The 13,840-nt window shown below is 38.2% G+C and carries 16 protein-coding genes; 12 read left to right on the top strand and 4 right to left on the bottom strand.

The genetic code is table 11. The annotated features are described in order from the left end of the window. Positions 1–3: 3 nt before the first annotated feature. The gene (locus BFU02S_RS17685) at positions 4–126 is read left to right on the top strand and encodes a sugar phosphate nucleotidyltransferase (protein WP_218005649.1); all 123 of its coding nucleotides are present in this window, start codon (positions 4–6) and stop codon (positions 124–126) included. 638 nt (positions 127–764) lie between these two features. Here the strand turns inward: BFU02S_RS17685 and BFU02S_RS10260 are convergent. Then, the gene (locus BFU02S_RS10260; protein ID WP_066370042.1) at positions 765–944 is read right to left on the bottom strand and encodes a small acid-soluble spore protein H; all 180 of its coding nucleotides are present in this window, start codon (positions 942–944) and stop codon (positions 765–767) included. A 151-nt stretch (positions 945–1,095) separates the two neighbouring features. Between BFU02S_RS10260 and map the strand changes: the two genes are divergently transcribed. Both map and BFU02S_RS10270 read left to right on the top strand, forming a co-directional pair. After that, entirely contained in the window at positions 1,096–1,857 is a 762-nt protein-coding gene (gene map / locus BFU02S_RS10265) for a type I methionyl aminopeptidase (RefSeq protein ID WP_066370043.1), read from the top strand. Next, positions 1,854–2,402 (top strand): NADPH-dependent FMN reductase, encoded by a 549-nt coding sequence (locus BFU02S_RS10270; protein WP_066370045.1) that lies wholly within the window; start codon positions 1,854–1,856, stop codon positions 2,400–2,402. Before map ends, BFU02S_RS10270 begins: the two co-directional genes overlap by 4 nt. A gap of 36 nt (positions 2,403–2,438) precedes the next feature. Here the strand turns inward: BFU02S_RS10270 and BFU02S_RS10275 are convergent, their stop codons facing one another. Then, positions 2,439–2,954: a DUF3189 family protein gene (locus tag BFU02S_RS10275; RefSeq protein ID WP_066370047.1), complete on the bottom strand. Its 516-nt coding sequence runs from the start codon at positions 2,952–2,954 to the stop codon at positions 2,439–2,441. A gap of 192 nt (positions 2,955–3,146) precedes the next feature. Between BFU02S_RS10275 and BFU02S_RS10280 the strand changes: the two genes are divergently transcribed. The 5 genes from BFU02S_RS10280 to BFU02S_RS10300 all read left to right on the top strand — a co-directional run bounded on the left by BFU02S_RS10280 (position 3,147) and on the right by BFU02S_RS10300 (position 8,508). After that, a complete protein-coding gene (locus BFU02S_RS10280; protein WP_066370050.1) occupies positions 3,147–4,742 on the top strand; it encodes a spore germination protein in 1,596 nt (531 codons plus the stop codon). An 18-nt stretch (positions 4,743–4,760) separates the two neighbouring features. Next, positions 4,761–5,960: a Ger(x)C family spore germination protein gene (locus tag BFU02S_RS10285; protein WP_066370052.1), complete on the top strand. Its 1,200-nt coding sequence runs from the start codon at positions 4,761–4,763 to the stop codon at positions 5,958–5,960. A 5-nt stretch (positions 5,961–5,965) separates the two neighbouring features. Next, positions 5,966–6,199 (top strand): hypothetical protein, encoded by a 234-nt coding sequence (locus tag BFU02S_RS10290; RefSeq protein ID WP_066370054.1) that lies wholly within the window; start codon positions 5,966–5,968, stop codon positions 6,197–6,199. A 292-nt stretch (positions 6,200–6,491) separates the two neighbouring features. After that, a complete protein-coding gene (locus BFU02S_RS10295; RefSeq protein ID WP_066370063.1) occupies positions 6,492–7,592 on the top strand; it encodes a GerAB/ArcD/ProY family transporter in 1,101 nt (366 codons plus the stop codon). A 124-nt stretch (positions 7,593–7,716) separates the two neighbouring features. Continuing rightward, positions 7,717–8,508: an HAD family hydrolase gene (locus BFU02S_RS10300; protein WP_066370065.1), complete on the top strand. Its 792-nt coding sequence runs from the start codon at positions 7,717–7,719 to the stop codon at positions 8,506–8,508. A gap of 51 nt (positions 8,509–8,559) precedes the next feature. Here BFU02S_RS10300 and BFU02S_RS17495 read toward each other — a convergent pair whose 3' ends face one another. Beyond that, the gene (locus BFU02S_RS17495; RefSeq protein ID WP_268872897.1) at positions 8,560–8,691 is read right to left on the bottom strand and encodes a hypothetical protein; all 132 of its coding nucleotides are present in this window, start codon (positions 8,689–8,691) and stop codon (positions 8,560–8,562) included. 229 nt (positions 8,692–8,920) lie between these two features. Between BFU02S_RS17495 and BFU02S_RS10305 the strand changes: the two genes are divergently transcribed. After that, entirely contained in the window at positions 8,921–9,925 is a 1,005-nt protein-coding gene (locus BFU02S_RS10305; protein WP_268872898.1) for an NADP-dependent oxidoreductase, read from the top strand. A 207-nt stretch (positions 9,926–10,132) separates the two neighbouring features. On the opposite strand, the gene BFU02S_RS10310 is transcribed toward BFU02S_RS10305, so the two are convergent. Next, positions 10,133–10,972, bottom strand: a complete 840-nt coding sequence (locus BFU02S_RS10310) for an RMD1 family protein (protein ID WP_157075899.1) — start codon at positions 10,970–10,972, stop codon at positions 10,133–10,135. A gap of 162 nt (positions 10,973–11,134) precedes the next feature. On the opposite strand from BFU02S_RS10310, the gene BFU02S_RS10315 reads away from it, so the two are divergent. The 3 genes from BFU02S_RS10315 to BFU02S_RS10325 form a co-directional block, all read left to right on the top strand. Next, positions 11,135–11,713 carry a DUF2087 domain-containing protein gene (locus BFU02S_RS10315; RefSeq protein WP_066370067.1) on the top strand — a complete coding sequence of 193 codons (579 nt, stop codon included), beginning with the start codon at positions 11,135–11,137 and terminating at the stop codon, positions 11,711–11,713. Between the two features lie 57 nt (positions 11,714–11,770). Then, entirely contained in the window at positions 11,771–12,994 is a 1,224-nt protein-coding gene (locus tag BFU02S_RS10320; protein WP_066370069.1) for an MFS transporter, read from the top strand. Positions 12,995–13,231: 237 nt separating this feature from the next. Beyond that, on the top strand, positions 13,232–13,840 hold a 609-nt coding region (locus tag BFU02S_RS10325; protein WP_268872899.1), incomplete at its 3' end, for an MBL fold metallo-hydrolase.

Below are 13,840 nucleotides of genomic sequence, written 5' to 3' on the forward strand. Positions count from 1 at the left end.
GCGATTTTTGCTACTGTCAAAGTTCCGTGGAAGGATGCCTCTAGATTTGGTTTGTTAAAAGTTGATCAAACCAGCCGAAAAATAATCGATTTTGAAGAAAAGCCAAAAAGCCGACAACAAATTTAGCTCCATGGGAATTTATATTTTTAACTGGCCGATTTTAAAAGATTACTTGATTCAAGATGAACAAGAGGAAGTAACCCATCGCGATTTTTACTAAAGACATCATTCCGTCTATAATGCAGGACTGGTTGGAATTGTATGAATACTTTTTTACCATTATTGGAAATAAACTGGTACGGTCTGTAGCTATTGGGAGGCAAACTTAGATCTTTTAAATAAAAGGAAAAATGTGGATTCATACACTTAGGAAAAATGAACCTCCTGCATCTATTGATGTAAACGCAAAGATCCATCAAAGTTTAATTAGTGATGGGTTCGAAATCAGTGGGACAATTGAAAAGTCAATTATATTTAGCGGGGGTAAGATTGGCAAAGGGGCGTTCATTAAAAAGTCGTTATTTTACCAAATACGGTGATTGAAGATAATGTTTGGATTCAAAATGCCGTAGTGGGAAATAGATCAGTAATAAAAAATGGAGTCTATCTTGTTTCTAAAGACCCAAATGAATATTTAATGGTTGTGGGGAATAACGCGACCATTGCCCCCAATGTGAAAAATGTTGGGAGACAGAATAACGTAAAATTGATACTGGCGAAATAGAGTGACCGCGGGTACAAACCAAAGTACCCGCTGTTTTAAATCATTGCTCTGTCAGGCTAGTAATCGAAACACTTTGTTTTTGATTTGGATTATCAAGCGGGTGAATGGTAGCTTTACCATTTTGCTGGTCGACATGTTCAATATAGATTGGTTTGCCATTATACAGTACATTCGCCATTATGTGTGAATTCGCAATTTCCTGTGCGCGTTTTGCGTCCATTTTCTAAACCTCCTTTTGTACTAGCATTTACAGTATTTACAGTAAATGAATTTATATTCGGAGTACTTTACAATCGATTTTAATTGAATTTTTTACTATATGAACGTTACAATAGAATGCATAAAAAAACTATAAAGAAGTAGGGAAAACGATGATCGTAAGAACAGCAGAAGATGTGACAGGCTTAAAAGAAATTGGCAGAATTTGCGCTGCCATCCGGGATGAATTGATGCAGCGAACGAAACCAGGCATCACCACAAAGGAACTTGATACGATTGCTGGTGAACTTTTTGCAAAAGCAGGTGCAATGTCCGCTCCAAAAGGGGAATATGATTTTCCAGGGTTTACATGTATCAGTGTAAATGAGGAGGTGGCCCACGGGATTCCCGGAGATCGGGTGATTCAGGAGGGGGATTTGGTTAATATCGATGTTTCAGGTTCCAAAAATGGCTATTTTGCCGATACGGGGATTTCATTTGTCGTCGGGGACGGTGATGAAGTATTAAAAAATATGTGCAAGATAGCGAAGGTAGCATTTGAAGAAGGCATCAAAAAAGCGGTGCCGGGTGCCAAAAAAAGCAGAATTGGCAAAGCCATCTACCAAACAGCCAGAAAGCATGGATTCACGGTCATTAAAAACTTGACTGGCCACGGAATAGGCCGGTCGATTCACGAGGAACCGGAGCATATTTTTAATTATTATGAGACTGATGGCGATGAATTGCTCAAAGAAGGTATGGTCATCGCAGTTGAACCGTTTATCTCCACATTAGAAGAAGAGGTATTTGAAAAAGGCGACGGATGGACCTATATCACAGAAAAAAGTTTTGTGGCCCAGTACGAGCATACAATGATTATAACTAAAGATGGACCGATGATTATTACGTTAGATGGAGAGGTGCAGGATAAATGAAAATAGCAATCCTGGTTGGCAGTATCAGAAAAGAATCCTTAAACATGAAACTGGCAAATACGATTAAGGACCGTTACATAAATAAATTTAATACAGAAATTCTCGACATCCGAAATCTTCCATACTATGATCAAGATATTGAAACTACTCCACCTGAGTCTGTGAAAGATTTTAAACAAAAGGTGAAGGAGGCTGATGGTATCATCATTATTACTCCGGAATATAACTGGTCGATTCCTGGGGTGCTGAAAAACGCACTTGACTGGCTCTCCCGGGTCGATCAAGTCGTCAATGGAAAACCAACTATGACTGCAGGTGTATCACTGGGGCTCATGGGTACGATTCGCGCGCAGCTTCATCTAAGAGAAATCCTAGCAGCCCCGGGAGTGCAAGCAAAGCTATTGAAGCCTGCAGGGAATGAGGTTTTGATTAATCTAGCTGCATCGAAATTTGATGAAATTACCGGAGAGTTAGTAGACAAGGGAACATTAAAATTCCTTGATGAAGTGATTGAACAATTTATCGCGTTAGTATCGCAAAAATAATTTCCTTATGATGGAGCCGTTTTGGCTCCATTTGTTTTAGGCTTGGTATTGCAGGTTTTCAATCATGATGATCTGCTGATTGGTCTGTTGTAGGGCAATTTTTTTTGTGGTTTCGACGAGCTGGTGAATATGGCGATGGCTTTGCTGTGCCCCTTTAACAAGGAGTGGAACCCCTATAAAATCGATCCCTAGTCCGCGGGAGAAAAAACCCCCTAGTGTCATGGCAAGCGGAACGGTTGGCGAGGTGTTTGAGAAAATCACTTTTTCGTTTTGCTTGTAACGATTTAATAATAAGGAGCATAGGTCGTGAAGTGCGGGCATGACCAATTTGTCATTTCTTCTGCCAATTGTATAAACCGGATTTCCCTCATCATCCATCCCATGAAATAAAATCTTCCCAGCATCCTTTTTCTTTAATTGATTAAAATAGGGAATGGCTAATATTTCTTCTTTGGTAAGCTGTGTGGCATCTGGAAATAGCAGTTTTAAATGATAGGCGGCTGCGATCGCAGTCGTATGGGTTCCGCCAAAATCATGATAAATATAAATCATAGCGATCCTCCAGTTAATCTATATGGTATATATACTCTTCCTAAAAAACATATATTATGTACCTTTAAGACTTAAAAACAACAGCATTTACTTTTCACTGCTGTTTTTTTTTTTTATCTATACGCATTATCGTTCTTGATCTGGCAAATACTAACACAAAGTTTGAAAGTCTACCGGTAAAGAGGAATAAGTATGGGACTTTTTAGAAAAACAAAGATGATGTCAAAAGTTTTAAAAACGAACGAGGGCTATCTTTCTGACTCAGAACATTTATTAAAAACTAGCCTTCGAGAAAATTTGGAAATCATTAAAGATATGGTTGGCAATAGTTCGGATATAAAGATAAGGGAATTTCATATTGGCCAAGACAGGCAAATACCAGCAGCCCTTTTTTATACCGAATCGATGACAGATCATACGGCGATTCAAAATTTTATTTTAGAACCGCTATTGTTAGATGCCTGGAACACGGATCTGATCCAAGATCTAATGAACGGGCGGCACCTTTTTGAAATCTTAAAGGATCTTATCGCAGTCGGTGATGTAAAAGATGTTACGAATTTTGAGGAGTTAATCTTCGAATTAGTTTCCGGCAATGCGATATTGCTTGTTGATGGCTATCCTCAAGCGTTGCTTATGGGAATTCGAAAATTGACAGAGCGCAGTGTGTCGGAACCGACCTCACAAAGTGTTATTCGCGGACCACAAGAAGCATTTAATGAAAACATTAGTGTGAATACTTCAATGGTTCGGAAAAGAATTAGAGATCCCGACTTGCGGGTGGAAACAAGAACTATTGGAAAAATGACGAAAACATCTGTCAGGATGTTGTATATCAAAGGGGTTGCAAATGATAAAGTAGTGGAAGAAGTACGTTTGCGCCTGAGGCGGATTGATATTGACGGGATTATAGAAAGTGGGACAATTGAAGAATTAATACAAGATCAAACATATACTCCATTTCCCACTGTGTTTAATACGGAGCGTCCCGATGTTGTTGCTGCTGCCCTATTAGAAGGGCGAATAGCCATCTTAGTGGATGGAACTCCGTACGCGTTACTTGTTCCGGCCCTATTTGTTCACTTTTTTCAATCACCGGACGATTACTCACAAAGGTCAGATATCGGCACACTGCTCCGTTTGCTTCGGTTTTTAACGTTTTTTATTACGTTGCTTTCACCTTCTTTATATGTTGCTATCACGACGTATCACCAAGAAATGATTCCAACTGAGCTATTGATCAGCCTCGCAGCTCAGCGTGAAGGTGCTCCGTTTCCTGCTTTTGTGGAAGCATTGATAATGGAATTTACGTTTGAAATTATCCGTGAAGCCGGTATTCGAATGCCAAGAGCCATCGGACCGGCTGTATCTATCGTTGGGACATTAGTAGTTGGAACAGCAGCGGTTGATGCCGGTATTGTCTCTGCCGCCATGGTAATCGTTGTGGCGACTACAGCTATATCTAGTTTTGTCTTCCCAATCTATAGTATCGGGATTGCAGTTCGAATGCTTCGGTTTTTATTAATGTGTCTTGCCGGTTCCTTTGGGTTATTCGGAATTACGATTGGCTTGATTATGCTTGTGCTTCATTTATGCAGCTTAAGATCGTTTGGCGTTCCTTACCTGACACCATTAGCACCATTTATTGCTTCAGACTTTAAGGACTCGATTATCCGAATAACACGTTGGAAAATGACTACACGTCCGAGATTACTAAATCAAAAAAATATCATAAGACAGCAAGATCCGGCATTGGCTAAACCTGAACCACCGGAAAATAACCCATAGCTAGAAAGAGATGATGGCATGAAACGTTGCTTGGTTGTGATTAGTATCCTCTCCCTTCTCCTTTCTGGATGTTGGAGCAGACGTGAGTTAAACGAACTTGGGATTACCTTTGCATTGGGGCTTGATGAAGGAAAGAATGGGAATGTTCGTGTTACTGCACAGATGGTGGATCCTGGTATGATAGCTGAAAAAACAGGAGGAGGAGGATCGGATTCGCCAGTGACAAACTTTAGTGAGGAAGGGAAAACAGTATTTGAAGCAGTACGAAAAATAACAAAGGATTCTCCAAGGAAAGTTTATCCTGCGCATCTTCGGATACTTATAATTAGTGAATCATTAGCCAAAAAAGGTATTGGTCATATTCTTGACATATTATCCAGAGACTGGGAAGTAAGATCGGATTTCCTTATTGTAATCGCCAAAAAGCAAAGGGCTGAACAAATTTTAAAGATTGCCACTCCTATCGAAAAAATACCAGCAAATAGCATGTACCAATCTCTTACCATTACTTCAAAAGTTTGGGCGCAGTCAAGTGCAGTTGTACTTGATAAGCTGATCCAGGAAATAGTCAGCAAAGGAAAACAGCCAGTTTTAAGCGGTATTAATATTGTGGGAAATATAAAAGAAGGAAAAAATATAACGAATATACAGAATATTACCCCAAATACTTATTTGAAGTTTGACAATGTAGCTGTGTTTCATATAGACAAACTAATTGGATGGTTAAATGATGACGAAAGTAAGACGTATAATCTCTTAATGAATAACGTATTTGATACAGTCGTAAATATAAAATGCCCGTCAGGAGGAAAAGCGGTTATTGAAATTATCCGGTCGAAAACAAAAATTAAAGGGAAGGTAGTTGGCGATAAACCGAATGCTAAAGTAGTTATGAATATGGAAGGGAATGTAGGGGAAGTAGAATGTAACATTGATCTGACAAAGCCGCATTCAATCGCCCAGTTAGAAAAAGTATTTAAACAACAAGAAACGGCCGTTATTTCAAAATCAATAAAAGATGTGCAACGAAAATTTCAATCAGACATTTATGGCTTTGGTGAAGCTGTGCATCGTTCAAACCCAAAATACTGGAGTAAAGTGGAAAATGACTGGGACAAGCAGTATTTTGTTAACTTGCCTGTTGATATAAAAATAAATATAAAATTACGTCGAGTAGGTACTATAGGCAATTCTTTCATGCAACCCTTAAGGAAGTGATTGAAATGTTAGCCAGTATAGGTATATTGCTCACTGCCGTGCTGTTTACATTTATTGAAATCCCATCACTGTTAAAAAAACAGTATAAAAAAGAACTTGTTGTCTTTTGCATACTACTCTTATGCGGGACTCTTTTAAGTATCCTAAAAGTATTTGGAGTACATATTCCAAATCCAGTTGATGGGATAACGTTCATTTTTAAACCAATCAGCGAGGTAGTATTGAACTTGTTGAAATAGGAAAATAGAGGAGAAAGGATAATATGCGGAAAAAATATTTCAATTAATAAACAAGTGATTTTAAATTTTAGCTGGATTTTTAACATATTTTACACTTGAATTTTGCATCAAATTACCATATTTACTTTCTTATCAACATATTGCTTGTGTAAAAGTAGTTCTCCTTGATCGTTACTCAGTACATCTGCTGTCTTAATGGCATTTATGTTTGTTTTGTGATTGGAGCATATACGGCTTTTTGCTGCAATAACTAGCGATTTCAAAATTTTATAAAATGGGTCGGTGAACTAGGATGCTCGATAAGGAAAACATTGAACTAAGCCAATTTAAAACATTAGTTATCATTTTTACTATAGGAAGCTCTGTGCTTGTTGCTCCATCAATTCTTGCAGCGGATGCCAAACAAGATGCATGGTTATCAGCTATACTAGGAGTAAGCATTTCTTCATTATTTATCCTGTTATATAGCTCATTAGCGATGCAATTCCCTGAAAAAACATTGGCTGGGGTAAATGAAATTATTTTTGGCAAATGGATGGGGAAAGTGGTGTCACTTTCATATTTTAGCTACTTCTTTGTCATTTCCGCTCTTCTTCTTCGTGAAATAGGAGATTTTTTAACTACACATATTATGGTAGCAACCCCTATTCACGCAATTTTGATTTTATTTATGACCGTTGTTATTTTTGGAACGCGTTTAGGGATTGAAACAGTGTCACGTGCAGGACAGATCTTTTTGCCATTAATTTTTCTTCTCCTAGGTACGATTGTTCTTTTAATCACCCCTCAAATGTATATGGAAAATGTATTACCAGTTCTCGAAAAAGGAATAAAGCCAGTACTGAAGGCAACATTTCATTTTCTTGGTCTTCCCTTTCTAGAATTCGTTGTGTTTCTAATGTTAACACCTAAAATTAATAACTTAAAAAAAGTTCGAAAACCGTTTCTTGTCGGTATGTTTATTGGAGGATTTTCTATTGTAACAATTACGTTTGTGGCTATTGCTGTACTTGGAGCATCATCAATTGAAAGACATATTTATCCAAGCTACGCAATCGCTCGCAAAATATCGTTAGGTAATTTTATTCAAAGGATTGAGGGGATGGTCGCAGGTATTTGGTTTATTTCAATTTACTTCAAATTAACAGTGTTTTTTTATTCCTCCACCTTAATGTTAACAGAAATTTTACAACTAAGGGAGTATCGTTTTCTTACACTACCGCTTGGAATGATAACCATTCTTTTATCAATTGTTGGAAGTCGCGATATTACCTATTTTAATTGGATGATTTCGGTAGCTTGGACACCTTATTCTCTGACATTTGGTCTTTTCTTACCGCTGTTAACGTTATGTATTGCAATTGTCAAAAAGAAGATCGCGGGGAACCCTTAAGAGGCAACTATAATCGAAAAACAGTTGCTTTTAATTTTCGACAATTTTCTGCTTAAATAAAAGACTTACTTTTATAAAAATGGTAAACTATTAAAAAATATAGACTAAAAGTGGGAGATTGAACATGGTGGAAGCGATATTTTTTGATTTAGATGACACACTGCTTTGGGATCAAAAAAGTATTGAAGAAGCTTTTGCTGCTACATGCAAAGTAGCCCAAGATCGATATGGCCTGGATCCTAAAGCATTGGAGGAGGCTGTAAGAGAGGCGGCTCGAAAACTATACTCTTCATATGAGATTTATCCATTTACACAGATGATTGGTGTTAATCCGTTTGAAGGGTTATGGGGTAATTTTTTGGACGAACTTGATCAATTTAGAAAACTGAAAGAAATTGTTCCAACTTATCGAAAGGATGCCTGGACCTTGGGTCTCAAGACAATGGGTGTCGATGATCCGGTATTTGGCTTTGAGCTGGGTGAGCGTTTTCCGCAGGAGCGAAGGAATTCGCCGTTTGTCTATGAAGAAACTTTTAAGGTACTCGATGCATTAAAAGGAAATTATCAGCTTTTGTTACTAACGAATGGCTCGCCGGACTTGCAAAACACAAAATTGTCGATTACACCTGAACTGGTCCCTTATTTTGATTATATTGTCATTTCAGGAGAGTTTGGTAAAGGAAAGCCCGATCCGTCTCTTTATGAATATGCCTTATCAAAGCTGTCCCTTGAAAAAGAGAAAGTGATGATGGTCGGTGATAATTTAATGACAGATATCCTTGGGGCTAACCGAGCCGGGATTCGATCAGTTTGGGTCAATCGCCATCAAAAAGAACGAAACGAAGTCATTCCAACTTATGAAATACGTCATCTGGAAGAGCTGTTTCCAATTTTGGAGGAATTAAAGAGGAATTAGGGTTTTTTAGGATCACCCCGGCTGAAAATCATGAGGTGATCCTTTCTTTAACTATTCTTCTTTTGCTGCTCTTTTACTTGCTTTCTTACTAACAGTTGACTCACTGCCAAATTCTGTATCACTCGTTCTTACTTTGCTGCTGCCAGTGTGAGGCTGTTTTCGGTTATTGTTGCGATGGGTCATTTTTCTGCTCCTTTCTTTTGTATAGGTAGATGCTACAAGGCCGTAAAAATTTTTAGAGCCTATGTAGAACTCCTTTTATATAATGATGTACTTCACGAAAAATTATTACTTTAGAGAGATAATCATCTGAAAGGTATAACAAGTAATTTTGTTCAAAAGGCAGGGAAATACGCTGTAGTTATCGAATGTATTTAAAGTAAAAGTTTGAAATAGTTAGGGGTGTTCTAGAGTGAATCGTGTTATTTATTTTAAAAGCAGACCGAAGGGAATGCCGGATGAAAGCAATTTTGAAATGGTGAAAGAGCAGATCCCGGAAATTCAAGATGGCGAAGTATTGATCAAAACCCTCTATATTTCTGTTGATCCGTACATGCGCGGCAGAATGTCGGATGCAAAATCCTACGCCGAGCCTTATAAGGTAGGGGAACCATTTAAAGGAGGCATCGTTGGAAAAGTAATAGAATCCAAAAATGACAAATTCCAAGCAGAACAATATGTTGAAGGGATTCTTAATTGGGCTGAATACAGTGTGTCTAATGGCAGCGGTATTCGCAGGATAAAACCGGAATGGGGACCGATTACGACTTCGCTGCATGTCCTAGGAATGCCTGGTTTAACAGCCTATTTTGGGTTATTGTACATAGGACAGCCGAAAGAAGGAGAAACAGTTGTCGTTTCCGGCGCTTCTGGTGCAGTAGGGACGGTTGTCGGTCAAATTGCCAAATTGAAAGGCTGCCGGGTCGTCGGGATTGCTGGAGGGGATGATAAATGTGCCTTTTTAACCAATGAATTAGGGTTTGATGCTGCCATCAACTATAAAACTGTCGAAAATCTCCGCAAAGCACTAAAAGAGGCTTGTCCTAATGGTGTTGATGTTTATTTCGATAATGTTGGCGGAGCAGTAAGCGATGCGGTGATGTCAAGAATTAATTTCCAATCCCGGACGGCCATTTGCGGACAAATCTCGCAATATAATTTAGAAAAGCCGGAATTGGCTCCAAGAGTAGCAGGACAGCTCTTAAAGACCAGTTCGTTAATGAAAGGCTTCATTGTCTCTGATTATGCCGAGCATAACAAAGAAGCCTTAATCCAATTATCGCAATGGGTACGCGAAGGAAAAATCAAATATCGTGAGAGCGTGGTTGAAGGCTTTGAGAACACAGTAGATGCCTTTTTAGGATTGTTCCGCGGGGATAACATTGGCAAGCAGCTTGTGAAAGTGGCGGAGGAATAAGAATTGCTATAAGAAATTTCGATAAAAAATAAAGGTCCTTATGAACTGACATGAGGACCTATCAATATGTGTGTTTACCATTACTCTCGGAAAACCGTATTTAATTCTTGGATAATCTGAGTTTACTCTTGGTTAATCGCATTTTACTCTAGGATCATCTAAGTTTACTCTCAGATAACCGCACTTTACTACCAGAAGGAGCCGATTTTACTTCTGATGCCATCCCATAATTTGCAGCATAGAAAGCACTATTTCAATAATAATTAGAATTACGACAATCCATTCCACAAATAACCCTCTTATTGAATGACTAATCGTTGAAAAACCATCCATAATGTTATAGAGAATTTCTGTTTTGTTTTTCAATATTTTATATCGGTCGTTCAATTCAAAAAAATTTCCCATCTTATCATAGAATTCACTGGCACTGCTGCTCGTCCACGTAATATCGGGCTTATCTAAAATCATGATATAGGCAAGAGTGTTGTATTCATGGCGGACGATTTTTGCCGTTGTTCTTGCCAGCTCCTTGTTTCCGATTCTTAACTTGCCTTTTTCCAGCCTGTCAATCATTGTTTCCAGATTGTCCTGGATTTTTCCGAGTTGTTCTTCCGTTCTCTCAAGGGCAACTGATTTCGCGAGGACAGTCGAAATTAATTCAGGATAAAAAGGATCATATTCCGGCACGATGACGTATTCATCGGTTAGCTCTATAGAATCATTTTCTCCAATATGCAGGCTATAGTCATCGGTATATCTATTTGCATTCATAAGATCAAATTCAGGCTGAAAGTCTTGAAGAAATGTTAAAAATTTCGTGATTTCATGGATGTGAGAGATATTAATAAAGACAATACTGCCAAAGGAAAAAACGAGCACCATTTGCGAAGCGTCCAGTTCTTGCTGGAGGATTGATTGTAATATATTACCTTTCAGGATTAAAGGCTGCTCCCAGGTAAATTTCTTCGGAATGCCGCAATGAACAGCGATTTTGTTTAATTCAATTTCATTCGTGATGGCAAATGCTTTAAAGACTATGGCCCTCAATTTTGTCACTCCGCTTCATAATGAATTGCGACCTCTTACATCATTTTATTCTAAATAGGTTTAAACCATTCTTTATGAATTAAGGGATCAATTTAATTCTTGAAATGCAAAATATTTTCGATTATTATCTAATTAAATGCTCATGAAAGTAGGTGACTCCATATGCAATTGAACAAAATTGTGGAATTCCATAAAGCACTTGGTGATTTGACCCGCGTAAGAATTATCGCCCTTCTTCAACAAGGTCCGCTGCATGGGCAGGCGATTGCGGGAAAGTTAGGATTAAAACCGCCAACTATTACACACCATATGACGAAATTAAGGGAAGTTGGGCTGATCAAGGAACGCCGGGACAAAAACACGATCTACTTTTCGCTTAATACAAAAATATTGGAGATGAGTGCGAAGGCCATTTTAACAGTAGGAAGAGGAAGGGATGCCAATATGGATATGGCTGTAACTGTAGAAGAGAGAGAAGAGATCATTCGGAATTTATTTACAAATGATGGAAAGTTAAAAAATTTTCCTGCTCAACGAAAGAAAAAACTCGTTGTTCTTGAACATATGATCCAGGGCTTAGAGTTTGGTAAAGTCTATTCGGAAAAAGAGCTCAATGAATATTTAAAGCAGTATTATGATGATTTTGCCACTTTAAGACGCGAACTGATTATGTGTCAATTTATGTACCGGGAAAACAATCAATATGAGTTAAATCCAGTGGAATTATGGTGGATCCACTAAATTTTTTTACTAACAAAATTAGATAAATATAAAATTAGGTATCTGTAAAAGAAGGTGATGAACATTTCCATTTTAAAAAAAGAAAAACACTATCAGAAACTATTTATAGCTGGAATTGTAAATGGGGTGGGGGATCGTTTCAGTTCGGTTGCTGTTTTGGCAATGGTGATACAGTTAACAGGTTCAGGGGTTTCAGCAGGTATAACATTAGCTGTTCGAATGGTACCCTTTTTAGTGTTTGGACCAATTGGTGGAAAGCTGGCGGACCATTTTTCACGGAAGAACATTCTAATTACGACAGATCTTATAAGAATTGTGTTTGCTTTATCTTTTTTATTCGTACAAACGAAAGGGGATCTTTGGATTGTCTATGTGAGTTCATTTGTGCTAGCAGCAGGGGAAGCCATTTATACTCCTGCAAGGAAATCTACCATTCCGCTTCTTATAAACAAGAAACATATAGTAACAGTAAATGGTCTTGAACAAGCGTTAAGTGGAATTGTTTTAATCGGGGGAGCCATTTCAGGCGGTCTTGTTGCGTCTATTTTTGGCTCGGGTATGATATTTTGGTTGAACGCGGCTTCGTTTTTAGGTGCGGCAGTATTGATTTCAACCATTCCATTTCCAAAAAGGAACTTGGTGAATATTGCAAAGCAGCATCAAAAGGAACAAGTGTTCCACATCTTTAAAAAAATTATCAAAATGTCAGCTCCCGTGCAAATTGTGTTTTTATGGGATATTTTAATCGCTACTATGAACGGGATGGATAATGTTCTGATCAGTGTGTATGCGGTGAATGAGTACCATTTAGGAGATATGGGCGTCGGCCTTTTTTACGGGGCGTTAGGAATGGGGGTTACCATCAGTTCTTTTGTTTCTAATCGTTTGCGAAAAAATTTCCTTATGACAGGATTGGGTTGTCTTATAGTGGAAGGAGTCTTCCTATTGTTTTTGAGCAGAATTCATTTCGTTGTTTTAGCCGTTTTCATATTTTTTAGCTTGGCGTTTTTTTCCGGGATTGGGAATGCGTGCTTTGATACCATTTTAATGAAAGAAATTCCTGCTAAGCACCAAGGTACCATGTTTGGCCTATTTACGACCATTTCAAATCCAATATTAGGATTGTCGATGATGGTATCCGGAGCGGCCTTAGAATATATGAAGCCCCGTACATTGGGTTTTATTGGCGGGCTTGGCTATATAGCCATGGCCTTACTTCTTATAGGCGCTGTTTGGAGAAAAACTAATCAAAAGGCTATACAAGAAAGCAGCTTTTTTTAGGCTGCTTCCGTTTTTTATTTGGTTTTGTATTCCTTTTATACTTGACCTTCTCATGACACAGAAGGCGGTTTAGTAGAAATTACAACTCTGGCGGTGTTGAATAAACAATTTTTCTATACAAATAAGAAAAATCAGTTATAATATATATAAACTGTATAGTCAGTTTTTTTGAGAAATAAAATTTTTGAAAGGAGCGATAAGCACGTGAGAATTCAAAGGATTCAATGGGCTGGGATAATGCTGGAATGCGAAGAGGAGGTGCTGATGATTGATCCTATTTATGATAGTTATCAATCAAGCTTTTTTGGCCAGCCATTGGAAGAGTTATATGAGCTGTCCTCTTTTAAAAAACCGGATCTCATTGCGATCACTCATCTTCATTCCGACCATTTTGACCCGGTGTCCATTCGCACACATTTTGGCAGAAATGTTAGAATAATTGTACCAAAACAAAGTGTGGAGCAGATAAAATTAGCTGGTTTTAACAATATCACTGGTTTAGAAGTTGGAGAGAGTTTTCTTCAAGGTAATTTTGAAATTTTTGCAGAGTCGTCCGTCGATGGCTTAGGAGACAAACAAGTTTCGTGGGTAGTTAGGAGCAAGGAGCAAACTATTATCCATTGTGGAGATACTTTATGGCATGGGTTTTGGTGGAAAATAACAGAAAAATATGGCCCAATTGACGTAGCTTTTCTTCCGATTAACGCAGCAGTGGTTAGAGAAGAAGGAATGATCCCTAGCAACCAACCTATTTGCATGGGTCCTGAACAAGCGATTGCAGCGGCAAAAATACTACGATGCAAAATTTTAGTACCAATACATTATGGTACTTTTTATAATGGACCC

It is taken from the genome of Neobacillus fumarioli NBRC 102428 (assembly GCF_001591485.1).
GTDB classification, from domain to species: domain Bacteria; phylum Bacillota; class Bacilli; order Bacillales; family Cytobacillaceae; genus Neobacillus; species Neobacillus fumarioli.

What these genes read in the sequence shown, in the direction of transcription:
- BFU02S_RS10260 (WP_066370042.1), bottom strand. Translation starts at nt 944, where the DNA reads ATGGACGCAAAACGCGCACAGGAAATTGCGAATTCACACATAATGGCG.
- map (WP_066370043.1), top strand. Translation starts at nt 1,096, where the DNA reads ATGATCGTAAGAACAGCAGAAGATGTGACAGGCTTAAAAGAAATTGGC.
- BFU02S_RS10270 (WP_066370045.1), top strand. Translation starts at nt 1,854, where the DNA reads ATGAAAATAGCAATCCTGGTTGGCAGTATCAGAAAAGAATCCTTAAAC.
- BFU02S_RS10275 (WP_066370047.1), bottom strand. Translation starts at nt 2,954, where the DNA reads ATGATTTATATTTATCATGATTTTGGCGGAACCCATACGACTGCGATC.
- BFU02S_RS10280 (WP_066370050.1), top strand. Translation starts at nt 3,147, where the DNA reads ATGGGACTTTTTAGAAAAACAAAGATGATGTCAAAAGTTTTAAAAACG.
- BFU02S_RS10285 (WP_066370052.1), top strand. Translation starts at nt 4,761, where the DNA reads ATGAAACGTTGCTTGGTTGTGATTAGTATCCTCTCCCTTCTCCTTTCT.
- BFU02S_RS10290 (WP_066370054.1), top strand. Translation starts at nt 5,966, where the DNA reads ATGTTAGCCAGTATAGGTATATTGCTCACTGCCGTGCTGTTTACATTT.
- BFU02S_RS10295 (WP_066370063.1), top strand. Translation starts at nt 6,492, where the DNA reads ATGCTCGATAAGGAAAACATTGAACTAAGCCAATTTAAAACATTAGTT.
- BFU02S_RS10300 (WP_066370065.1), top strand. Translation starts at nt 7,717, where the DNA reads ATGGTGGAAGCGATATTTTTTGATTTAGATGACACACTGCTTTGGGAT.
- BFU02S_RS17495 (WP_268872897.1), bottom strand. Translation starts at nt 8,691, where the DNA reads ATGACCCATCGCAACAATAACCGAAAACAGCCTCACACTGGCAGCAGC.
- BFU02S_RS10315 (WP_066370067.1), top strand. Translation starts at nt 11,135, where the DNA reads ATGCAATTGAACAAAATTGTGGAATTCCATAAAGCACTTGGTGATTTG.
- BFU02S_RS10320 (WP_066370069.1), top strand. Translation starts at nt 11,771, where the DNA reads ATGAACATTTCCATTTTAAAAAAAGAAAAACACTATCAGAAACTATTT.